The sequence below is a fragment of the Janthinobacterium sp. J1-1 genome (assembly GCF_030944405.1).
In the GTDB taxonomy this organism is placed as follows: domain Bacteria; phylum Pseudomonadota; class Gammaproteobacteria; order Burkholderiales; family Burkholderiaceae_D; genus Janthinobacterium.
In genome coordinates, this window is record NZ_CP132339.1 from 5,895,380 (window position 1) to 5,917,312 (window position 21,933).

Annotated in this window: 22 protein-coding genes; 8 read left to right on the forward strand and 14 right to left on the reverse strand. The window is 62.9% G+C overall.

The genetic code is table 11. The features are described 5' to 3' along the window. Positions 1-14 precede the first annotated feature (14 nt). Positions 15-260 (forward strand): type II toxin-antitoxin system ParD family antitoxin, encoded by a 246-nt coding sequence (locus tag Q8L25_RS26890; RefSeq protein ID WP_308922294.1) that lies wholly within the window; start codon positions 15-17, stop codon positions 258-260. Continuing rightward, on the forward strand, positions 253-543 hold the full coding sequence (locus Q8L25_RS26895) for a type II toxin-antitoxin system RelE/ParE family toxin (RefSeq protein WP_308922295.1): 291 nt from the start codon (positions 253-255) through the stop codon (positions 541-543). Before Q8L25_RS26890 ends, Q8L25_RS26895 begins: the two co-directional genes overlap by 8 nt. A 15-nt stretch (positions 544-558) precedes the next feature. Here Q8L25_RS26895 and Q8L25_RS26900 read toward each other — a convergent pair whose 3' ends face one another. Genes Q8L25_RS26900 through Q8L25_RS26910 form a run of 3 tightly spaced genes read right to left on the reverse strand, consistent with a single transcriptional unit; the run spans position 559 to position 3,032 of the window. Continuing rightward, complete coding sequence (locus tag Q8L25_RS26900) at positions 559-1,377, reverse strand: metallophosphoesterase family protein (protein WP_308922296.1); 819 nt, start codon at positions 1,375-1,377, stop codon at positions 559-561. A 1-nt stretch (position 1,378) separates the two neighbouring features. Next, positions 1,379-2,326: a diacylglycerol kinase family protein gene (locus tag Q8L25_RS26905; protein WP_308922297.1), complete on the reverse strand. Its 948-nt coding sequence runs from the start codon at positions 2,324-2,326 to the stop codon at positions 1,379-1,381. Then, entirely contained in the window at positions 2,307-3,032 is a 726-nt protein-coding gene (locus Q8L25_RS26910) for a phosphatase PAP2 family protein (protein ID WP_308922298.1), read from the reverse strand. The genes Q8L25_RS26905 and Q8L25_RS26910 overlap by 20 nt, the downstream gene beginning before the upstream one ends. Before the next feature lie 170 nt (positions 3,033-3,202). On the opposite strand from Q8L25_RS26910, the gene Q8L25_RS26915 reads away from it, so the two are divergent. Further along, entirely contained in the window at positions 3,203-3,427 is a 225-nt protein-coding gene (locus Q8L25_RS26915) for a hypothetical protein (RefSeq protein ID WP_065307247.1), read from the forward strand. 350 nt (positions 3,428-3,777) lie between these two features. Here Q8L25_RS26915 and Q8L25_RS26920 read toward each other — a convergent pair whose 3' ends face one another. The 4 genes from Q8L25_RS26920 to Q8L25_RS26935 form a co-directional block, all read right to left on the reverse strand. After that, complete coding sequence (locus Q8L25_RS26920; protein ID WP_308922299.1) at positions 3,778-4,845, reverse strand: AI-2E family transporter; 1,068 nt, start codon at positions 4,843-4,845, stop codon at positions 3,778-3,780. Between the two features lie 112 nt (positions 4,846-4,957). Continuing rightward, a complete protein-coding gene (locus Q8L25_RS26925; protein ID WP_308922300.1) occupies positions 4,958-6,139 on the reverse strand; it encodes a DUF1501 domain-containing protein in 1,182 nt (393 codons plus the stop codon). Positions 6,140-6,152: 13 nt separating this feature from the next. Continuing rightward, the gene (locus Q8L25_RS26930) at positions 6,153-7,670 is read right to left on the reverse strand and encodes a DUF1800 domain-containing protein (protein WP_308922301.1); all 1,518 of its coding nucleotides are present in this window, start codon (positions 7,668-7,670) and stop codon (positions 6,153-6,155) included. Positions 7,671-7,769: 99 nt separating this feature from the next. Next, positions 7,770-8,672: a LysR family transcriptional regulator gene (locus tag Q8L25_RS26935; protein ID WP_308922302.1), complete on the reverse strand. Its 903-nt coding sequence runs from the start codon at positions 8,670-8,672 to the stop codon at positions 7,770-7,772. Positions 8,673-8,771: 99 nt separating this feature from the next. Between Q8L25_RS26935 and Q8L25_RS26940 the strand changes: the two genes are divergently transcribed. After that, complete coding sequence (locus tag Q8L25_RS26940) at positions 8,772-9,785, forward strand: zinc-binding alcohol dehydrogenase family protein (protein ID WP_308922303.1); 1,014 nt, start codon at positions 8,772-8,774, stop codon at positions 9,783-9,785. A gap of 20 nt (positions 9,786-9,805) precedes the next feature. Here the strand turns inward: Q8L25_RS26940 and Q8L25_RS26945 are convergent, their stop codons facing one another. Together Q8L25_RS26945 and Q8L25_RS26950 are read right to left on the reverse strand one after the other, a co-directional pair. Further along, positions 9,806-10,510, reverse strand: coding sequence for a hypothetical protein (locus Q8L25_RS26945; RefSeq protein ID WP_308922304.1), 705 nt, complete (start codon positions 10,508-10,510; stop codon positions 9,806-9,808). Positions 10,511-10,582: 72 nt separating this feature from the next. Then, positions 10,583-11,860 carry a glycerate kinase gene (locus tag Q8L25_RS26950; protein WP_308922305.1) on the reverse strand — a complete coding sequence of 426 codons (1,278 nt, stop codon included), beginning with the start codon at positions 11,858-11,860 and terminating at the stop codon, positions 10,583-10,585. A 128-nt stretch (positions 11,861-11,988) separates the two neighbouring features. Between Q8L25_RS26950 and Q8L25_RS26955 the strand changes: the two genes are divergently transcribed. Both Q8L25_RS26955 and Q8L25_RS26960 read left to right on the forward strand, forming a co-directional pair. After that, the gene (locus Q8L25_RS26955; protein WP_308922306.1) at positions 11,989-13,176 is read left to right on the forward strand and encodes a sugar diacid recognition domain-containing protein; all 1,188 of its coding nucleotides are present in this window, start codon (positions 11,989-11,991) and stop codon (positions 13,174-13,176) included. A 15-nt stretch (positions 13,177-13,191) separates the two neighbouring features. Beyond that, the gene (locus tag Q8L25_RS26960) at positions 13,192-13,533 is read left to right on the forward strand and encodes a YnfA family protein (RefSeq protein ID WP_308922307.1); all 342 of its coding nucleotides are present in this window, start codon (positions 13,192-13,194) and stop codon (positions 13,531-13,533) included. Here Q8L25_RS26960 and Q8L25_RS26965 read toward each other — a convergent pair. Then, positions 13,530-13,934 carry a TerB family tellurite resistance protein gene (locus tag Q8L25_RS26965; RefSeq protein WP_308922308.1) on the reverse strand — a complete coding sequence of 135 codons (405 nt, stop codon included), beginning with the start codon at positions 13,932-13,934 and terminating at the stop codon, positions 13,530-13,532. The two genes, Q8L25_RS26960 and Q8L25_RS26965, sit on opposite strands and share 4 nt — an antisense overlap. A 63-nt stretch (positions 13,935-13,997) precedes the next feature. Continuing rightward, on the reverse strand, positions 13,998-14,960 hold the full coding sequence (locus tag Q8L25_RS26970) for a TerC family protein (RefSeq protein WP_308922309.1): 963 nt from the start codon (positions 14,958-14,960) through the stop codon (positions 13,998-14,000). Positions 14,961-15,147: 187 nt separating this feature from the next. Between Q8L25_RS26970 and nhaR the strand changes: the two genes are divergently transcribed. After that, the gene (gene nhaR, locus Q8L25_RS26975) at positions 15,148-16,047 is read left to right on the forward strand and encodes a transcriptional activator NhaR (protein ID WP_308922310.1); all 900 of its coding nucleotides are present in this window, start codon (positions 15,148-15,150) and stop codon (positions 16,045-16,047) included. Positions 16,048-16,157: 110 nt separating this feature from the next. Continuing rightward, the gene (locus Q8L25_RS26980) at positions 16,158-17,507 is read left to right on the forward strand and encodes a chloride channel protein (RefSeq protein ID WP_308922311.1); all 1,350 of its coding nucleotides are present in this window, start codon (positions 16,158-16,160) and stop codon (positions 17,505-17,507) included. Here Q8L25_RS26980 and Q8L25_RS26985 read toward each other — a convergent pair. The 3 genes from Q8L25_RS26985 to Q8L25_RS26995 form a co-directional block, all read right to left on the reverse strand. Beyond that, positions 17,497-18,012, reverse strand: coding sequence for a MarR family winged helix-turn-helix transcriptional regulator (locus tag Q8L25_RS26985; protein ID WP_308922312.1), 516 nt, complete (start codon positions 18,010-18,012; stop codon positions 17,497-17,499). The genes Q8L25_RS26980 and Q8L25_RS26985 overlap by 11 nt on opposite strands. Positions 18,013-18,119: 107 nt before the next feature. Beyond that, complete coding sequence (locus Q8L25_RS26990) at positions 18,120-18,848, reverse strand: tetratricopeptide repeat protein (protein ID WP_308922313.1); 729 nt, start codon at positions 18,846-18,848, stop codon at positions 18,120-18,122. Between the two features lie 78 nt (positions 18,849-18,926). Continuing rightward, the gene (locus Q8L25_RS26995; protein ID WP_308922314.1) at positions 18,927-21,911 is read right to left on the reverse strand and encodes a tubulin-like doman-containing protein; all 2,985 of its coding nucleotides are present in this window, start codon (positions 21,909-21,911) and stop codon (positions 18,927-18,929) included. Positions 21,912-21,933: the final 22 nt, after the last annotated feature.

Here is a 21,933-nt window from a genome sequence, read left to right on the forward strand (position 1 = left end):
CCGGAGTTGACAACATGAGCACAGTGCGCAAAACCATCACCTTGACGGATAAACAGGACGACTGGATCAAGGCGCAGATAGCGGCTGGCCGTTACACCAACGACAGTGAATATATTCGCGACCTGATCCGGCGTGAACAGGAACGCAGCGCCGAACTCGACGTCATCCGTGCCGCACTGATGGAAGGCGAAGCCAGCGGCGAACCGCGACCTTTCGATGCCAGCGCGTTCAAGCAAAGGATGCTGGCAGCGCATGGCTGAGTATCGGCTCACGCCGGCCGCCGAGCAGGATCTGGAAGCGATCTGGATCCATACCGCGCAGCGCTGGAGTGTGGAGCAGGCAAGCCGCTATATGGATATCATGACGGCTGCCTTTGCCACCCTGGCGCGCTCCCCCAGAGCCGCACCGGCATGCGACGATATTCGGCCAGGCTATCGCCGCCGCAGCGTTGAGCAACACATGATTTATTTCCGTATCACGCCCTATGGCATTGCCATCGTTCGCATCCTGCACCAGCGCATGGATGCACCGCGCCATCTGTAAGCAAACAGAGCTGCATCAAAGCGGCCGCATGCTGGCCCACACCCCGCCCGTGCGCTCGAACGCCTCGGTGCTGACTTTCTCGAAGTTGGCGCTGTCTTCATTCCAGCTGTAGCGCTCGACACGGATATCGCTGTCTTCGATCAGGATCACATTGAAGGAATTCGACTCGCCCCTGCCGCGCGTGGAGGTGGCCGTTCCAGCCTGCACCATCAGCGCCGCGTAGCCGTCGATCTTGTAGCGCTCGGCCGTGTTGCCCGACACGCTGGCGTGCAGGTGGCCGGCCAGCAGCAGGTCGACGCCGCACTCGGAAAACATCTGCAGCGCCTGCGGCGCGCGGTCGACCAGGTCGTCCTTGTCGAAGTGCTCGGGCAGGTCGAACGGGTGATGCGTGACGATGACTCTCGTCAGGCCTTGCGGCAAGGCCGCCATGCGCGTGCGCAAGGCATCAATCTGCTCGTGGCTGATACGGCCGTCCTTGAAGGTCAGGGAGCGCGCCGTGTTGATGCCCAGCACGGCGATTTCATCGTCCACATATTCGGGCGACAGATCGTCCGTCACATAGCGCTGGTATTTCACCAGCGGCGTCAGGAAGCGGCTGAAAATGTTATACAGCGGCACGTCGTGGTTGCCCGGCACCACGATCTGCGGCCCCGGCAAACTGTCCAGGTAACCGCGCGCGGCCTGGAATTCGGCGCTGCGGGCGCGCTGGCTCAGGTCGCCAGAAACCACCACCACGTGCGGTTCGAGCTGGTCGATCAAGGTGCGCAGCGGCGCCAGCAGGGCCTGGTCGACCTTGCCGAAATGCAGGTCGGATAAATGGACGATGGTGCGCATGTCAATTCTCCTCGACAAATACTGGCGCCGGCACAAGCACCTCGAGCGCGGCCGGGCGGATGCGGTATTGCAGCGGCGTATTCATGACCGTCACTTCGCCATCGGTGGCCACGCGCAGGCGGCGGTGGCGGGTGGCGATCTCCACCTCGGTGGTGGTGACGATATCGAAATCCTTGGCCTGGCTCAGCTTGCCGAACAGCGCATGCAGCGCCAGCTTGAGCAGGCCCATGCGGCCAGGACGCTGCGCCACGTACAGACTCAGCTTGCCACCGTCGAGGCGCTCGCGCTCGCCGATATTCAGGCCTTCCATCAGGTATTCGTTATTGCCGATAAACACAAACGGCGTGCGCCGCGCATGCACCTTGTCGTTCAGGCTCAGCTGCACGCTGAGGAAGGGGTAGCGGCGCAGCGCGGCGATCAAGGCCCAGCTGAAGGCCAGCCACTTGCCGCGCCCCAGCCGGCGCTGCTGCTTTTCGCGGTCACGCACGATGTCCGGGTACAGGCCCAGGCTGGAGTTATTCAAAAAGATGCGGCCATTGACTTCGCCCACGTCGACCTGGTGCTTGACGCCCCGCGCCACGTTGGCGATGGCCGCGTCGAGGTCGAGCGGAATGTTCAGATCCTTGGCGAAATGGTTGAGCGTGCCCAGCGGCAGCACGCCAAACGGCGTGCCGCTGCCGACCACCACCGAGGCCACCGCATTGATGGTGCCGTCGCCGCCGCCGGCCACCACGATGGGGGCGCCATCATTGATGGCCTGCTGCGCCGTGGCGATCATTTCCTCGCCGCTCCCGGCCAGGGTGATGGCGGCGTCGAGGCCGACGCCGGCGAAAGTCGCTTCCAGTTGCTGCGCCCAGTCCGATGCGTAACCGCAACCGGCGCCGGCGTTGATGATGACTGCGACTTTGGTAGCCAGGATATTCCCCTTGTTATTTTGTTTGACGAACATGACGGCGGCGGCGCAGCGTCGATACGCCAGCGATGCAGATCGCCAGCCAGCCATAGCTTTCCGCCATCGCCGCCAGCACATCGCTCAGGTAGTGCGCCCCCAGGTAGATGCGGCTGAAACCGACCAGCGCCGCCATGAAAAACGCCGCCAGCGCGATGACGACACGCCGGCGCCATTGCCGATGATCAAGCTGGCACACCAGGTAGGCGCCCAGCAAGCCATACAGCGCCGTGGCGGTGGCCGTATGCCCGCTGGGAAAGCTGTACGTGCTCAGCGCATCGAGCAAGGGCGTCTCGAAACTGGGCCGCGCGCGTCCGAAAATGTACTTTAACAAAACGTTCAGAAACATGACGCCCGGCATGGTAATCACCAGCGTGAACAGCCAATAGGTGGCGCCCTTGCGGTGCAGATACCAGGCCAGCAGGCAGGCGATGGTAATGGCGCCGATCACGCCATGCAGGTGGGTAATCACCAGCAGACACCAGGTGATCCACGGTACCGCATTCTGGTTGAACCAGTGCGCCACCTGCTGGTCAAGCACGGTGATCTGCTCCATGCCCATCACGGCTTCGGCGATTTCATGGAATACCACGATGGCGATCAGCATCAGCACCACGCCCACCGTCATGTGCAGGCCCAGCTCGCCTTCGGGCGACAGCCTGGCTTCGACAAAGCGGCGCAGCCGGGTACCCCAGCGGGTGGTCATGCTCGTGTCATTGTTGTGCGGCAAACTGAGTTCTCCTTGTGTTGTGCGGCATGATCGAAAAAACCACAGCCAAAAAAATATACTGTTTATCCATACAGTAGCTGTGTTTTCATACAGTAGTTGTGCTATTCTGATGACTCGTTCAACACATCTCCCTCAAAGGAATTGTCATGGCAACATTGAATAGCGGTTTTGGCTCACGGTTCGGCCTGGAATACGCCCCAAGCTCCTTCCTGGTCCGCATGGGCAAGCGCGAAATCCTCGTTTGCCGCGACTTTCGCAAGCGTTTTTATACCGTCAATCCCTTGATCGAGTGCGGCACCGGTATCGAGCCGGGCTATGTTGAAGTGCTGCTGATGCGCCGCTGGTTGTTGATTTTATCCAAGGCGCACTGAGAGACTGGCGACAGTCTCCACCCGGCCCCGCCCGCCAGCATACGGTACTGGTCAGCAACATGCTGACCACCCCCTCATTACTGTGCGCTGGACTGCGCGGCCGGGCTGGCAGGTGTTTTCTGCGCCACAAGCACACCAGCAAAATATATTAAGCCCTCGGTCACCCGCACAGGCACAGGCACAGGCACACCGGGCCAAGCGGGCCTGAAAAATGTCGAGGGCAAGGCGCAGCGACGAAGACAGTACGCCAGTACGGCGAGGAGCTGCAACGCCGCCATCGGCATTTTCTCAGACTCGCGTCTCCGGCCCGCCGTTTTTATGCCTTGCGCTGTCAACTGCATGGCGCATGCTTAACTTGACGGCATGACAGAATCGCCTGATACATAGGCCTCATGCCACAAGGTCACAAACAGCACCATCACCACCGGGCCGATAAACAGGCCCACCAGGCCCAGCGTTTCCACACCACCCAGGATACCGAACAGTACCGCAAGAAACGGCAGGCGGGTGGCGTTGCCGATCATGCCGGGACGCACGAAATGATCTGCCACGAACAACACCATCGTGCCCCAGACGGCAACACCAATGGCGCCCGGCACACTGCCCTGGAGCACCAGCACGGCGGCCGCGCAGACATAGGCGAGCGGCGCGCCGAACGGAATAATCGCCAGCACGCCGGTGGCAAACGCCCATAGCGCCGGCGAGGGCAGGCCGGCGATCGCATAGGCGATGCCGATCAGCACGCCTTCGGCCAAACCAACCAGCACCAGGCCGTTGACGGTGGCACGGATGGCGGTCGGCACTTTTTGTGCGTAGCGCAGCCAGCGTTCGGGCTGCAGATAGTGGCTGCCCACTTGCGTGATCTGGCGCGTCAGCGCTTCGCCGTCCTTGTAGAAGAAAAACAGGCACAGAAAGGCCAGGCCGAAGTCGATCAGCCGGTGCAGCAGGTCGGCGCCGAGGATTTTCACAATATCGCGCGCCGAATGAAAACCGCCCACGGCGCTGCCGGACAGCACATGGGCAAGGCCATGCGGCTGGTTCAGCGTGACTTGCCACCAGTCGTCGATCGCATTGCCCGCCAGCGGGATCGATGCGACCCAGGCCGGCACCGGCAAGCCGTCAGCATTGGCGCGCATCAGAAAATCGGCCAGCACCGGCACTTCGCGCGCCGCCTGCGCCACGCCCAGCAGAACGGGAATAATGAAGATGCAGGCCGACGCCAGGGTCAGCAGCGCGGCTGCAATGATGGGGCGCTGTCCCAGCGCCGCGCGCATGCGCAGATACAAAGGCCAGGTGGCCACGCACAGGATGGCGGCCCATACCAGCGGCAAAAAGAAGCGCTGCATCACAAATGCCGCCAGCGCGATCAGCGCCAGGGAAAAGCCTGCACCGACCAGGTCGCGCCGGGTATCGCTCATACCACTCCGTTCTGCCCGGCACGCGCACGTGCCGGATCTGTAGCCATGCGCCAGTTGCGCAGCCGTAGCGTACCACGGGCATTATGCTTCCTGCATGGACGACACGAACGCGCTACACCAGTCCCAGGTCCACCGGTTTCACGCCCGCAAACACCTGGTTCAGCTGGGCCGCATTCAGGCCGAAGGTGCGCTGCAGCAAGCCACCGAGCACGGCGCGGTATTCGTTGAGCACCGGCATGTCACGGTTCTGGAACAGGTTCGCCTGCGTGATCGCCATTTGTTCACCCACCACCTGCTTGCCCTGGATGCTGCCGCCCAGCACCCAGAACACGCTGCCGTGGCCATGGTCGGTGCCGCGGTTGCCGTTTTCGCGGAAGGTGCGGCCAAATTCGCTGACCACCACCACCACGGTATGGCGCCAGCTATCGCCCATTTCCTGGGCATAGGCGGCCAGGCCCCGTCCCAGTTCCTCAAAGCGCCCCGCCAGGTAGCCGCTGACCGCGCCCTGCCCCACATGGGTGTCCCAGCCGCCCACGTCGACAAAGCCGATATTGTATTTATCTTTCATCAGCCGCGCGATGCGCTGCGCTTCCAGTTCGAAACCCTTGGCGCTGATGGCGTTGCGGTTGGCGCCCGGCATCTCGCCGATCAGGCCCTTGGCCACGTCGTCGCGCACCACGAAGCCTTCGCTGACCGGTGCTTGCAAGGCAGTACCCTGGTACATGCTGGCAATAATCTGGCTCTGACGCGCATCGATGCCGGACTTGCCGACCGAGCGCAGCGCCATGTTCGGCACTTGCAGGCCGCCCTGGAAGATCAGCGGCAACTGGTCGGTAAAGGCGATGGCGCCGCTCGCGTTCAAGGTCTGCGCCAGGCGGTTCAGAAAGCCGGAACGGAAATCGCGACGTCCTGTCACCTCCTGGCCCAGTTCGATGCTGTCCTGGGTTTCGAAATGGCTGCGCGACAAGTCGGTGGTGCCGGCAAACGGAATGAAGGCCGCGTCGCCGCTGTTGAACATCGGGTAAATGCTGTCGCGCAAGGCTGGATGCAGGGCCCAGTCGCCATTGAGCGCCAGCGCGCCGTTGTCCGCACCCGGCTTCGGAATGGCGATATTCGGCCGCGCCGCATAGTAAAAATCGCTGCCGGTCGGCACCAGCAGGTTGTTGGCGTCATAGCCACCGCGCAGGAACACGAACAGCAGCCTGGCGTCCGTGGCGGGCGCCGCCAGCAGGCTGCCGGCGCTGCCAAACAAAGAGACGGCGGCCAGCGCTTTCAACAGATCACGACGGTACATGGTGGCTCTCCGGTTAGCGGTGCATCATTTCTGGCGATGAGAGCAGGAACGTGTTCCACTCCTGCGGCGTGCCGGCCTGCTGCAAGGCCAGTCTCGTGGCCGGCCCCAGGGCCGGCTCGATGCTCTGGAAATACACGGCGCTGGCCAGTTGCGGAAAGGCCGGCTTTTCCTGCGGTTGCGGGTCGTCCGTCCTGAACAGGCCGGCGCTGCCCGAGGCGATCGTGCGGGCAATGTCAAAACGCGTCGTCATTTGCCCCGGGCTGGCCCAGGCACTGTCGATCAGCGGATAGCCGTCAGGCGTCTGGCGGCCATACAAAGGCTGGCCCATGCGTGACAGCCAGCCCAGCATCGGTCCGGCGTTCAGGATCGGCTTGTCGTCATACGACAGGCGCACGGCCGACACCACATAGTGCATCGGGTCCTTGAACTTGCGGCCCAGGGATAGCTTGAACGCCTCGCTGGCAAACAGGGTCTGCAGCACGCCGGCGATATCGCCATCGGTTTGCCGGAAGGTTTGCGCCATGCCGGCCACCAGTGCTTCGGGCGGCGTGTCGCCGACAAAATACTGGGCCAGCTTGCCACTGATAAAGCGCGCCGTGGCCGGGCTGCGGGAGAGTCTGTCCAGCGCTTCATCGAGCTCGGCCAATCCCCTGCCCTTGACGGTCTGCCCGAGAAATTGCTTGTCGCCATAGTCGTGGCGGTTCGGATTGAACTCGAACAGGCCGCGCCGCACATACTGGGCTTGCAGCGCCGGTTTGACTTTCGGCGTGTCGGTGCCCAGATTCACCCCGACGCCGGTCAGGATGCGCGCCAGCTCCTGCACGTCCTTCTGGCTGTAGCCGCCGTTCACGCCCAGGGTATGCAGCTCCATCAGCTCGCGCGCATAATTTTCATTGATGCGGTTGGCCGCGTTCGCTTCATTGTCCAGGTAGCGCAGCATGGCCGGGTGGTGCACGGTGGCGGCCAGCAGATCGCGGAACTTGCCCAGCGCATGCGGCGCGATGGCGTTCATTTCATAATCGCCGACCATGGCGCGCAGGTTGTGCTTGCCCTGGTGCACGCTGAAATGATTGAGCCAGAACCAGCTCAGTTGCTGCTGCAATTGATTCGGCGAATACACGTCCAGCAACAGCGAACGGGTGGCCGCTTCGCGCGCCAGGCGATTGAGTTCCTGCTGGTAGTCTTTTTGCGCCTGCTGCTTGGCGGAATCGTCCATCACGGCATAGCCCTCCTTGCGGCGCTGTTCGATCCCCATCACCAGTTGATCCATCGGCGTCTGGCTGATGGTCATGGCGGCTATCTGCGCTTGTATCACTGGCGGCAACACGGCCTTGCCGGGATGCAGCTGTCCTTGCAGATAACCGTCCCAGCCTTGCTGCCGCAACTGGCGCACGCTGCCGGCATTGATGCCGCAGCTGACGCGCTGCTGCATGGCCAGCGCCTGTGCCGGGTTGTCCGGCTGGACGGTGGTGCTGGCGCAGCCGCCCAATAGCACAAAGGCAAGCAAGGTGGTCGGTAGCAGTGGTCGCATGGCCATTCCTCAAGCGGTGTCATCCGAAGTGGGCAAGCTTACGCCTGTCCCGTAACCCGCGACATTGCCATTTGCAACGAGTTGTAATGCCGCTTGGGTTTACCCCAGCAAGGCGCATTGCTCGCGCAGAAAATCGCGCAGCTGCAGCACCACGGGCGTCACTTGCGCGCGGTGCATGCAGACCAGATGCAAGGGTGCGGCCTCGCCGGCCACCTGGGGCAGCAAACGCTGCAAGCGCCCGGCCGCCAGGTCGCCTGCGACATCTAGACGCGATTTATAGGCGATACCCAGCCCCGCCACCGCCCAGCGGCGCACCAGGTCGGCATCGTCGGCGCTGCGGTTGCCGCTGACCTGCACGCTGATTTGTTCGCGCTGCGGCAGGCGGTAAAAGGTCCAGCGGTCGTGCAAGCCGTCTTCCAGCGCAAAGCGCAAGCAATTATGGTGCCGCAAGTCGTCCAGCGAAGACAGCGGGTCGTGCGCGCGCAGGTACGCGGGCGACGCCACCAGCACGCGGTCATTGGCCGGCGCGACCGGCATGGCGATCAGCGAGGAATCATCCTGCTCGCCATAGCGGATAGCCACGTCAACCTGCTGGCGCACCATGTCGGCCAGGCGGTCGCTGACGCTGAGTTGATAGTGCAGCTTGGGGTGGCGCAGCTGGAAGCTGTCGAGCCAGCCCAGCAGCAGATTGCGGCCCAGGTCCGACGGCATGGCAATTTTCAAGGTTCCGCCGAAACTGTCCTTGCCCGCCGCCAGCGCGTCGCTGCCCGCGCGCAGCAGCCGCAGCGCTTCGCGCGCGTGTTCCAGGTATTGCGTGCCTTCGGCCGTCAGGCTCAGCGAACGCGTGGTGCGCACGAACAGGCGCAAGCCCAGTTCCCCTTCCAGGCGCTTGACGGCGGCGCTGGCCAGGGCCGGCGAAATGCCGATCTCGCGCGCGGCCGCCGACAAGCTGCCGCGGTCGGCCGTGCGCACAAATACCTGCAGATCATCGAGGCGCAGCAATTTTCAGCATTCCTTTGAAAGTGTTTCGGTATGCGCCCTCTTTTTCCGGGGCAGAATAGCCACCATCATACGGTATCCCTCCACTCCTCAAGGACCGCCATGAAAGCCATCGCCTACCACCACAGCCTGCCCATCACCGACGCCAAGGCCCTGCTCGATATCGAACTGCCGACGCCTGTCGCCACCGGGCGCGACCTGCTGGTGGCCGTGCACGCCGTGTCCGTCAATCCGGTCGACACCAAGATCCGCAAGAACCGCCAGCCGAAAGACGGCCAGCCGGAAGTGCTGGGCTGGGACGCCACCGGCGTGGTCACCGCCACCGGCCCCGAGGTGAGCCTGTTCCAGGTCGGCGACAAGGTCTGGTACGCGGGCGCCATCAACCGCCCCGGCAGCAACAGCGAGTTCCATCTGGTCGACGAGCGCATCGTCGGCCATATGCCGGCCAGCCTCGACTTCGCCCCGGCCGCCGCCCTGCCGCTGACCGCCATCACCGCCTGGGAATTGCTGTTCGAACGCCTGCAGCTCAGCCGTGACACCAGCAGCACCGGCAAATCGCTGCTGGTGATCGGCGCGGCCGGCGGCGTCGGCTCCATCCTGGTGCAACTGGCGCGCCAGCTGACGGGCGTGACCATTATCGGCACGGCCTCGCGCCAGGAAACAGCCGACTGGGTAAAGGAACTGGGCGCCCACCATGTGATCGATCACAGCCAGCCACTGGCTCTTGAAATCACCCGCCTGGGCTTGCCGCCGGTTGACTATGTGATCAGCCTGAACCAGACCGACAAGCATTTCGAGCAGATCGTCGAACTGATCGCGCCGCAGGGCAAGTTCGCCCTGATCGACGACCCCGAGCAGATCGACGTGCGCAAACTCAAGGCGAAAAGCGTGTCGCTGCACTGGGAACTGATGTTTACCCGTTCGCTGTTCCAGACCGAGGACATGGTCAAGCAGCATGAACTGCTGGAAGAGCTGGCGCAGCTGGTGGACGCCGGCACCATCCGGACCACGGTGGCGGAACGCTTCGGCAAGATCGACGCGGCCAACCTGAAGCGCGCGCATGCTGTGCTGGAAAGCAATACCGCGCGCGGCAAGATCGTGCTGGAAGGTTTTTAAGCGGCCAGGCAGCCGGCCGCCTATTTGGCCGGCTGCTTCGCGTAAATACCCCTGCCCAGGCCATTGTCGGTGTCGCTCACCTGCAGTCCGCCGTCGACCACGCGCAAGGTCAGTTTCTGGAACGGCTGCTTCAGCAGCCACTGGCGGTCGGTGACGGCAAACGCGGCGATGCGTTCGCTCGCACGCCCGGGGGGCACCACCAGCCACTGGTAGTCGGCCTTGGAACCTTCCAGGCGCAGTCCGGCCCGCACCCATTGCTCCGACGCCGGCATCTTGACGATGGCGTCGCCATTCTGCAAGCTGACGGCGGTGGCCGTCTTGCCGCTCTTTGCTTCGAATTTCACTTCCACGCCGGCCATCGGCCCCAGCTGTGGAAAGCCGACGATGGCGACCCACTGCCCTGCCGCAGCCGGTTTGCGGATCCGCATTTCGTCTTCGTCAAACACGCGAAACTGCGGCGCCTTGCCGGGACTGGCCGCGTGCAGGGTCACGTCCTTGCCGGACACGCTCCAGTCGCCGCTGGCCTGCTGGTCGACATTGCCGTAGGCCAGCATCCATTCGAACTTGCCATCTTTTTTCAGCAGCAATTCAGAGCCGACTTCCGTCACGCCCTGCAGATAATAATGCCCGGGCAGCGAGGATGCCGCCTGGTCGGCGGCGATGACAGAAACGGACCAGCTCAACAGGCCGGCGCAAGCCAGCACGGAAAACAGCGATTTTTTCATGGGATGTCCTTTTTGATATGCCATCATAGCAACTTGATTTAGTTGCAAGCACACAATAGAACTACGCCACGATCACTCTCCTGCAGCCGTGATCAGGATGGCGCGGAAATCGTTCACATTGGTCAGGGTGGGGCCGGTGACCACGCTGTCGCCCAGCGCCTGGAAAAAGCCGTGGCCGTCATTATTGTCGAGGCTGTCGCGCGGGCGCATGCCCTGCGCCCAGGCGCGCCGCAAGGTATCGGGCGCCAGGTACGCACCGGCGATGTCTTCCTGGCCATCGACGCCGTCGGTGTCGCCGGCCAGCGCATGCACCTTGGCTTCGCCGTCAAGCGCGATGCCCAGCGACAGCAGGAATTCCACATTGCGCCCACCGCGTCCATTGCCGCGCACGGTGACGGTGGTCTCGCCGCCCGACAGCAACACGCACGGCGTGGCGAACGGCTGGCCGCGCCGCGCCGCCTGCTGGGCGATGCCGGCCATCACCTTGCCGACATCGCGCGCCTCGCCTTCCAGGCTGTCGCCGAGAATATACGGCGTGACGCCGGCCGCGCGCGCCACCGCGGCCGCCGCCTCCAGGGCCATTTGCGGCGTGGCGATCAGTTCGATGCTTGAGTTTGCCAGGCGCGGATCGCCGGGTTTGACAGATTCGCCGCGCCCGCTTTCCAGGGCCTCGCGTATGCTGGCCGGCAAGGCGATGCCATAGCGGCGCACGATATCGAGCGCGTCCTGGCAGCTGGTGGCGTCGGCCACCGTCGGGCCGGAGGCGATATCACCGGGCTTGTCGCCCGGCACGTCGGAAATCGCCAGGGTCAGCACCCGCGCCGGATGGCAGGCGGCGGCCAGCCTGCCGCCCTTGATGGCGGACAAGTGGCGCCGCACGCAATTCATCTCGCCGATGGTGGCGCCGGAAGCGAGCAAGGCGCGGTTCAGGTCCTGTTTGTCGGCCAGGGTGATACCGGCCAATGGCAAGGCCAGCAGCGACGAACCACCGCCGGAAATCAGGCACAGCACGGTGTCATCTACGGTCAGATTGCCGGCCAGCGCCAGCATGCGCTGCGCGGCCTGCATGCCGGCCGCGTCCGGCACCGGATGCGAGGCTTCGACGATCTCGATCCGTGCGCAGGGCACGCCATAGCCATAGCGCGTGACCACCAGGCCGGACAATTCACCGGGCCAGTGTTGCTCCACGGCTTGCGCCATGGCGGCCGAGGCCTTGCCGGCGCCGATCACGATCAGGCGGCCTGTCGGTGCGGCCGGCAAATGCGGCGCCACGCAGTGCGACGGCTGGGCGGCGGCGACGGCGGCGTCGAACATGGCGCGCAGCAGGTCGCGCGGGGATGGTTGGGGCATGGCGCTGTCTCCTCGATATTGTTATGGGTAGTTGGCAGGAACATCGTACAATCGGCCAGGCCAGCGGTCACCGTGCGGATGCATGAATATTCCTGGCACTTACTTTATTTTTTCATGCAAATGCACCAATGAAAACCCATCCCGTGGCCACCATCACCACCGCCCTGGCGCAGCAGATCGTCCAGCGTACCACGCAGATCATTCCCTTCAAGGTCAATCTGATCGATGCGCAGGGCGTGATACTGGCCAGTACCGATCCCGGCCGCGTCGGCAGCGTGCATCCGGGCGCGCAGCTGGCGCTGGCCAGGGGAGCCAGCGTGGAGCTCGATGCGGCAGCGGCGCGTTTGCTGCCCGGCGCCAGGCCCGGCATCAACCTGCCGCTGCTGGTGCGCGGTGTCGTCTGCGGCGTGGTGGGCCTGACGGGCGAACCGGAGGCGGTGCGCCAGTTCGGCGAACTGGTGCGCGCAATGGCGGAAATGATGCTGGAGCAGGCCCAGCTGGTCAGCGAACTGCAGCATGAAAAACGCTACCGCGAGGAATTCGTCTCGCAGCTGATTGCGCGCAGCGGCGTGTCCGACGCCGCCATGCAAGCGTGGGCGGCGCGCCTGACGCTCGATCTGCGCGTGCCGCGCGCCATGTTCGTGCTGGAAGTGCCGGAGGCAGGCAAGCGGCTCGACCAGGTGCTGACGCAGCTGCAGCAGGTGCAGGCGGACCTGGCGCTGCGCTGGCCGGCATTGCTGACGGCCGTGGTGTCGCCGGGCGAACTGGCCATGCTCGATGCCTTTCCCGCTGCCGGGCCGCAACAGGCGCGCGCCCAGCAAGGCCGCCAGCGCCTGCAGGAATTGCAGCAGGTGGCGCAACAGGCGCTCGCTTCGCCGTTTACCCTGGCGATGGGCGTGGCCCTGCCAGGACTCGATGGCGCCAGCGCTTCGTATGAATCGGCGCGCCAGACGGCGCGCGTGGGCCGCGCCCGCGACCAGGCGCAGCCCTTGCATTCCTACCTGGAACTGAGCCTGCCGGTGCTGCTGTCCGGCCTGCAGGACGGCTGGCAGGCCGGGCAGTTGCGGCAGACCCTGGCGCCACTGCGGGCGCGCGACCGCTCGGGCGTGCTGCTGCGCACCTTGAGTGCCTGGTTCCGCCACCATAGCCACCCGACGGCCACCGCCAGGGCGCTGCATATCCACCGCAACACGCTCGATTACCGCCTGCAAAAAGTTGCCGAACTGACGGGCTTGAATCTCGATGAAACGGATGACCGTTTGCTGCTGTACGTGGCCTTGCAGCTTACAATGGCCGCTGATTTCACACAGGAATAGAATATGCAGGCAAGCATGGAATGGGCCGGAATCGCCCGTACTTTCGGATTGTTTACCGTCACGGCCGTGGCCGAACTGCTGGGCTGCTACCTGCCCATGCTATGGCTGAGCAACAAGGGCGGCGCCTGGCTGTTGCTGCCGGCCGGCATCAGCCTGCTGGTATTCGTGTGGCTGCTGACCCTGCATCCGGCCGCCAGCGGCCGGGTCTACGCCACCTATGGCGCCATCTATATCGCCACCGCGCTGGCATGGCTGTGGCTGGTGGACGGCGTCACGCCGGCCTGGACCGATATTGCCGGCGTAGGCCTGGCGCTGGCGGGCGCCGCCGTGATCGCCATGGGGCACAAACCGGCTTAAGCCGTTGCGTGTTCACGGAAATTGGTTTCCGACGACCATGCCGTACCGGCACGCGCCAGCAATACCGCTTCGCCATCGGCCAGCCAGTCGTCGGCGTCGGCGATCTTCCACATGGTTTGCAGCAGCTTGCGGCGCAGGTCCGGATCGGTAATTTCTTCCAGCAGGCTGTCGATCACCGTATTGCTCAGTTGTACCGAGCCGTGCAGGGTCGAGGTCAGCATGTCGTCGCACAGGTCTTGCAGCAGGCGCTGGAAGTCGGCGGGGTCCAGGTCGATATGGTCGAGGATCTTGCTGCGGTCCAGCGCTTGCAGTTCGGAACTGGCCAGGTTGCCGTCGACGATCATCATCAGGGCCAGAATACGGCCGGCCGCCTGGGGACTGTTTTTTGAGTAGCTACGCATTCTTGATTCCATTCATGAATTATTGGGTGAATGCGCCCGCCGTGGCGGGCGCTCTACTACGGATTACTTGTCTTCTTTCTTGGCGATAAACACGCTGGCCAGGCAACTCGAGGCGATCAGCACGGCCACCACCACCAAGGACGCTTCGACCGGCACGTGGTACCACGGCATGATCAGCATTTTCGCGCCGATAAACACCAGCACCATCGCCAGGCCAAACTTGAGCAGGTGGAAACGGTCAGCCACGTCCACCAGCAGGAAGTACAAGGCCCGCAGTCCCAGGATCGCAAACAGGTTCGAGGTGAACACGATGAACGGGTCGGTCGTGATGGCGAAAATCGCCGGGATCGAATCGACCGCGAAAATCAGGTCCGTCACCTCGATCAGGATCAGCACCAGGAACAGCGGCGTGACATAACGCAAACCACCCTTGACCACCATGAACTTCTCGCCATGGTCACCGTCAGCCACCCGCAAGTGGCGGCGGGCAAAACGCAGCACCGGGTTGTTCGCCACGTCCGGCTCGGAATCGGCCGCCACCAGCATGCGCACACCGGTAATCAACAGGAAGGCGCCGAACAGGTACAGTACCCAGCTGAATTCGCTGACCACCCAAGCACCCGCCAAAATCATTACCGCCCGCATCACGATCGCGCCCAGCACGCCGTAGATCAACACCCGGCGCTGGTACTGGATCGGCACCTGGAAGGCGCTGAAGATCAGCAGGAACACGAACACGTTATCGACCGACAGGGCCTTTTCAATCAGGTAGCCGGAGAAAAACTCCAGCGCCTTCTGGTTGGCGACCTCGGCGCCGACAGTACCGTTCAGGTACCACCACAAGCCGCCGTTGAAGATCATCGCCATGCTGACCCAGACCAGCGACCAGATCGCCGCTTCCTTGACGCTCACCTTGTGTGCCTTGTTGCCGCCGAAGACAAACAGATCGAGCGCCAGCATCAACAGCACGAAGGCGATAAAACCGGCCCACATGGGCACGGACGCAATGCTTTCCAAACCGTTCATCGGTAGCCTCCCTGGTCAAATTGATGAATACTGAAACACATGATGTTTCTCCTCAGATAAATATATGAAACGCATGAGCATCCATGCATGAGCAGCCATCATAGGGCGAATAACAACATCGAACAAATCGAATATAATTGAACGATACATCGAAAAAACCGATCTATAGAGATTCGGCAAGCCAACCATGTCTACATTGAACTTCAAACACCTGCGGTATTTCTGGATGGTCGCGAAAACCGGCAGCATCGCGCGCGCGGCCGAGCAGCTGCACCTGACGCCGCAATCGATCTCGGGCCAGCTCAGCGAGTTTGCCGATACCCTGGGCGTGGAACTGTTCCGCCGCGCCGGGCGCAGCCTGGAGCTGACCGACACGGGCCGGCGCATATTGAGTCATGCCGAAGAGATCTTCAGCACCGGCGACGAATTGCTGGAAATCGTGCGCGACCAGTCGCGCACCACGACCACCACCTTTCGCGTCGGCTGCGCCGATTCGGTGTCGAAACTGATCGCCTGCCGGCTGGTGGAGCCGGCGCTGGGCCTGGCCGAACCGCTGCGCATCATCTGCCGCGAAGGCAGGCTGGCCAGCCTGCTGGCGGACCTGGCCGTGCACCGGCTCGACCTGATCATCGCCGACCGCCCGATGCCGGCCCACTTGAGCGTGCGCGGCTTTAACCACCTGCTCGGCGAAAGCGGCATGACCCTGCTCGGCACCAAGGCCCTGGCCGCCACCCTCTCCGGCGATTTTCCGCGCTGCCTGCACCGCGCGCCGCTGCTGCTGCCGGGCGAGGACTTCGCCATCTATGCGCGCCTGCTGCAGTGGCTCAGCGAAAACAATCTGCATCCGCGCATCGTCGGCGAATTCGACGACAGCGCCATGATGAACGCCTTCGGTCAGTCCGGCGCCGGCCTGTTCTTCGCCCCCACCGTGATCGCCCACCAGGTCTGCGAGCAATACAATGTGGTGGCGCTGGGCCGGGTCGACAGCCTGGTCGAGCAGGTGTATGCGATCACCACCGAGCGCCGCCTGAGCCACCCGGCCACGCTGGCAATCAGCCAGAGCGCGCGGCGCGACCTGTTCGTCTGAGTTGTTTCAAGTACGCCACGAAATACGCCAGGCAAATACATTCGACCAAATATATCGGTACAATGGCAAGTCTCCCGACGCCACGCGCCACCCCTCCCGGATTTGCCACCATGAAGCACTTGCACGATATTCCTTCTGCCTTCAAGCATGAATTTGCCGACCCGCGCCTGTGGTGGTCGCGCGCGGTGGTGGTCGGCATGGCGGCGATTGCCGGCCTGGTGGTGGTCGGTTTTACCTGGCTGGCGGAAGAAGCGCTCGAGCTGTTTCGCTTTTTTAATGCCAAGGCCTGGTGGTTCACCCTGCTGTGGACGCCGCTGTGCGCCGCCGTGCTGGTGTGGCTGACGCGGCGCTACGCCATCGGCGCGGCCGGCTCCGGCATTCCGCAGGTGATGGCGGCGCTGGACCCGTCGGTGGGTGCCGGACAGCGTTCGCTGTATGTTTCCTTGAAACTGTCGGCCGCCAAGATCGCGCTGACGGCGGGTGGCCTGCTCGGCGGACTCTCGCTGGGCCGCGAGGGGCCATCGGTGCAGATCGCCGCAGGCGTGATGCTGGCCGCGCGCCGCTGGCTGCCGCAGCAGTCGCTGGTGTCGCCGCACTCCCTGCTGGTGGCCGGCGGCGCGGCCGGCATCGCCGCCGCCTTCAATACGCCGCTGGCCGGCGTGATGTTCGCCATCGAAGAATTGTCGCGCTCGCCGGAACAGCGCAACAGCGGCCTGATCGTCGCCGGCATCGTGCTGGCCGGCATGATGGCCGTCTCCATCCACGGCAACGCCACCCACTTCGGCGTGATCCACCCGGGTCCGATCGGCCTGGCGCTGGCCTTGCCCGGCTTGCTGGTGACGTTGGTGGCCGGCGTGGCCGGCGGCCTGTTCGCCCGGCTGCTGCTCGCTTCCACGCGCGGCAATCCATTGGGCAGATTATCGGCCTGGCGCAAGGACCGGCCGGTGCTGTTCGCCGCCGCCTGCGGCTTGCTGGTGGCGGTGATCGGCGTCGCCAGCCATGGCGCCACCTTCGGCAGCGGCACCGTGGCCACGCGCGCCATGCTTGACGGCGCCGCCGACGTGCCGGCCGCCTTTGTCGCCTTCAAATACGTGGCGACCTGGCTGACGGTGTGGTCGGGCGTACCGGCCGGCATTTTTGCCCCGTCGCTGGCGATCGGCGCCGGCATCGGCCACGATATCGCGCTGCTGCTGCACTACCCGCACGCGCCGGCCCTGATCGCGCTGGGCATGGTGGGCTTCCTGGCGGCCGCCACCCAAGCGCCGCTGACGGCATTCATTATTGTGATGGAAATGGTCGACGGCCACGGCATGGTGCTCAGCCTGATGGCCTGCGCGGTGGTCGCCAGCACCGTCTCGCGCGTGCTCAGCGAACCGCTGTACGGGGCGCTGGCGCAATTGCAGCTGCAGCGCCTGCCCAGGACCGCCCAGCCTGCTGCAGCCGCGCCAGCTACATCGTAAACGCCAGCGGCTGCAGTCCCGCCTGGCGGTCGTCGGGCGCCACCACCGCCAGCAAGGCCGCCAGCCCGCTGTTCAGCTGCGCCAGGCTAGCCGCATCGAGCCGGCCCAGCGCACTGGGCAGCAAGCCGCGCGCCGGCTGTGGCGCAGCGGCGATCACGGCCTGGCCGGTGTCGGTCAGGTGCAGGGTGACCACCCGTTGATCGGGCTGGTCGCGCGCCTTGCGCAGATGCGTTTTTTTCACCAGCGCATCGACCAGGTTGCTGGCCGTGGTCTGGTGGATCGACATTTTCACCGCCAGTTCGCCGATGCGCAGGCCTGGCTGGTCGTACACTTCCTGCATTACCCACAATTGCGCGCCCGACACGCCACATTGCTTTTCGATCTGCATCGAATGGCGCTGCGCCGCGCGCATCACCACGCGCAGGCTTTGCAGCGCCAGGCTGCGCGCCTTGTCCGCGTCATCCACTCCAGCCACCGCTTGCGCGGATGTATTGTCTTGCGTCACAGCCATCTCCTGATAGTGTGCCGGCCCTGATCGCCGCACGCCGACATGATACCTGTATCGGCATGGCGGCAGCCAACGCATTGGCAGACACATCAGGAATCAGACGATCAGGATTTTTGCACCGGATAGCGGCTCAACAGCTCTTGGAAGCGCTTGTCCTTGCGCAGCGTATCCAGATCGCGGTCTTGCGCCATTTGGTCAAAATAGCTGAAGCCATCGTTGAAGCTGCGTTCGAACTCAGCCAGCGCGTCCTCCGTGCGGTTCTGCTTCAGGCGCAGTATCGCCATGTTGTAGGACACCAGTACATTTTTCTGATCGCGCAAGCGCGCCTCACCGAGCTCTTTTTCGGCCTCATCCAGCTTGCCTTGCGCCATTTTCGAAATCGCCGCTTTCAGCATTTCATTGGCTGCGGCCTTGCTGCTGGCCGCCTCGGCACCCGCCGCATCACCACTGGCCAGCTTCTGGTCGCCTTCGATACGCAAAGCCTTGGTTTTCTGGTCATCGGGCGCCAGCACAGCGCTCTTGCCCTGTTCGACCACCGTTTGCGCAGCCTCGATGAGCGCGGGGGCCGCTTCGGCAATCACTGTTGCCGCAGCGATGGGACGCGTCAGGTACCAGTAACCACCGGCACCGGCTCCCAGCACCAGCACGCCGGCGATGGCCGCTACCAGCACTTTTTTATTGCCGCCACCAGAGCCACCCGAAGTGCCAGCCTGCAATTCCAGCAGCGTTGCGCATTGCGGGCATTTCAAATCATCACCGGGCGAGCGCTCGAACACCTCTCCAGAATTGGCCTTGTCGCAATCACCGAGCGTCGGGCATTTGTATTTTGCCATTTTCTTACCTTTTATTGTTGTGGGACCGGTACGCCAGCATCACGCTGGCGCACCATGATTGATCGTTACCCGGTTCGCTTACGGCATGCGTATCAGCGTGCGCAGTGGATCGCGCAGCGAACGCAGTGCCAGGAACTGCGGATCCTGGTCATCCTGGCCGGCCGCCTCGAAACACTGGTTTGCCAGCTCGGTGTATTGCCTGAACAGCGACGTCTTCTGGTCGATATGCTGGTATTCCGCGTCGATCTTGCGCGCCACTTCCTTTTCGATGGCTTTCTGCAGGTCGATCGGATGCTCGGTTTCCAGCACATCCTGCAAGCTCTTGCCGGACAGGACCTTGGACGATGGCATGCCATCCTCCATTGCAATGAACACCCACTCGGGCAAGCCGGACTGGCGATTCGTGCGCTGTTTGATCATCTGCAGCAAGTTCGCCAGCAGCAAGGTCGGCTTGCGCATGCCGCGCGCCTGGGTTTCCGTTGCCGTACGTGCAAACAGCGGTGGCAGCTTCTTGCCATCGCCTTCGCCATGCAACAGATACGATTCGTTATGATCAGCCATCAGACCATCGTAATGACGCTTGAGATAAGTCAGCGATTCCGTGTAGCGGAGCGGCATCAGTGCGGTGACCTTCATGATCACGATCTGGTTCGGCATCTGGCCTACGCTGATGGTAGTCGCCGAGGCGGAGTCGCGCTGCGACCTGAACTCGCTTTCCAGGTCCGCCCGGAATGCTTTCTGGTGTTCGCACGCAGGCAGGAAGACCCCCACGGTTTCATACACGCCGGGACTGGCACCGCCAACCGTGCGGTCGACTTCGGTCTTGTTGAAGACCAGCGTACTGCCAGCTTCATCGTACAGACTTTGGACGAATTGCTTGAGGCCACTCTTATTGGCGTCATACTGCTTCTGCAGGCGCTCGACGATATTGACATGCAACACAGGTGGCAGGTTCTTGGCGATCTCGCCGTGCGCCAGTTCCACGATGCGCGCCGACTCCTGCGACAGCGTGGAAATGATGCTGCCCAGCGAAATATGGCGATTGAGTTTCTCGAAAGAATCGACCTCGACACCGGCCAGGTTGATCAGGGACTGGCGTACGCGCTGCGTGCGCGCGGCCTGGCTGATTTCATCGCTGATCATCGCCTTCAGAATGGCGCTGATCGCGCCCATGTCAAAGATGCGTTTCTGATACGCGGCATCGGCCGCGCCCAGGCGCGCCGCCTGTTCCTGGTTGAACTGATCGGTGGCCACCGCCAGGTTCTGGTGCAGTTCGTCAATCTTGCCGCGCAAGGTCAGCAACTGCTCTTTCACGAAAGGCAGCAAGCTCGTGGCAAAACGCATGCCTTCGAGCGCGGTGCGGGCAATGTACAGGTCCTGATGCTGGGTAGCGATATCGGCAAACAGCCCTCCTCGCTTGTCCGTCAGGTGCTTGCCCAAAAAGCCGACTTTGTTAAACTGCACCGACAGCTCCGTATTGCGCTGCTGAATGCCCTGCATGACGCTTGGCATCTTGGCAATGCGTTCCAGGAAGAGGTCCTGCTTTTCGTCCAGCGCCAGCACCAGTGCATCCGTGTAATGGCGCAACTGCAACAGGGAAGCAGTACCGGATTTCCACCGCCCGAACAATTCTTTTTCGATATGCCGGCCGATATGGCGTGCCATGTCCAGACGTGCATTGCCTTTCACTTCATAAAACTTGCGTACCCCGCCCATGGTTCGATAGGTATCATCGAATACCTTGGCCAGGCGCGTGTTGAGCGCATCGATCCAGCCGGTCTCTTCGATCACTTTGTCGGCCTTGATTTCAGGCGCCAGGCGACTGACGATCTGCTTCCAGTATTCCTGCGGCGGTTTCCAGTTGCTGTTCTTGATATCGTCGTCCAGTATGCCGGTGTCGAGCGTCAGATGCGCATCGGTCAACAGCAGGCTTTGCAGCACTTCGGGCTTGCGTACCTCGGAACCCCAGTCCTTTTCCACCGCTTCATCGGCATAGCCCTCGCCCTGGCGGAAATTGTTGAACATCAGTTGGCGGCTGGCCTGCTCGGCAAAACCGTAGGCGAGAAATTCCTTGATTTCCTGCTCCGGCACGACCACCCGCTTGATGCCGAACGACAGGAACAGCTTGGCGCGCGCCTTGCCGACGTCCTCCTCGGTCTCGAAATTGATGATGTCGTTTTCGCCCTTCTCGGCACGGTTCAGGCCTTCCCAGGCCTTGTTCAGGGTCTTCTGGTAAATGAATTCGGCCACGATGGTCGGCAGCTCGGACTCCACCTCGAACTGGATACCATGTTCGTTGACATTGTTGATCAGGTAGCAGCCATTGAAATACACATCGTGCGCCATCGGCACGCCATCGAGCAGATTGATCGGATGATACTTGCCGACCGCCATGGCGTTGAGTTCGGCCAGCGCGGCATAGCCGTTGGCATAATAGTTGGAGAACCCAGCCACATCCTTGACGCGCTTCGAATTTTTCTCGGGCAGGAAAGCGTAAATCAGGATGCGATATTTATCGTGCTCCGGCAACTGGTGTCTGATCTGTGCTACCGCATCGACGACGGAGCCACTGCCGGTGCCGCCAGCCAGGCCGCAGACGACGTGGATGGTGACGCCGGTCTTGCCCTGCGCTTGCAGGTCATGCACACGCTCCTCGATCGCCTTGACGAACTTCGGTGCATTTTGCGCGAAGACCATGCGTCCCAGCTTGCGCCGCTGCGCCGCACCGGCGATACCGGGCTTGACGAAATCGAAGATCGCACGCGGCTCGATCCAGCCTTTCATGCCGGGGAACGAACCGGGATCGTCGAGCACCGGGCGGATATTGCTGGCGGTATTGATGGCCACCTGGCCGCGATCGAGTTCGATATCCTTGCCCAGCACCTTCCACTCATCGCGCTTGTCTAGCTCGTCGCTGGAGGTGTCGATATAAAGAAAATCGAAACGCGCATCGGACACGCTGACGCCATCGGCGTCCTTGTTGCGTTCGATGGTTTTCTTGATCTGGCGAATGATCTTGCCGCCCGTACCGCCGAGACCGACGATCAGATGATTATTTGACATGGGATTCTATGGAATAGGTAAT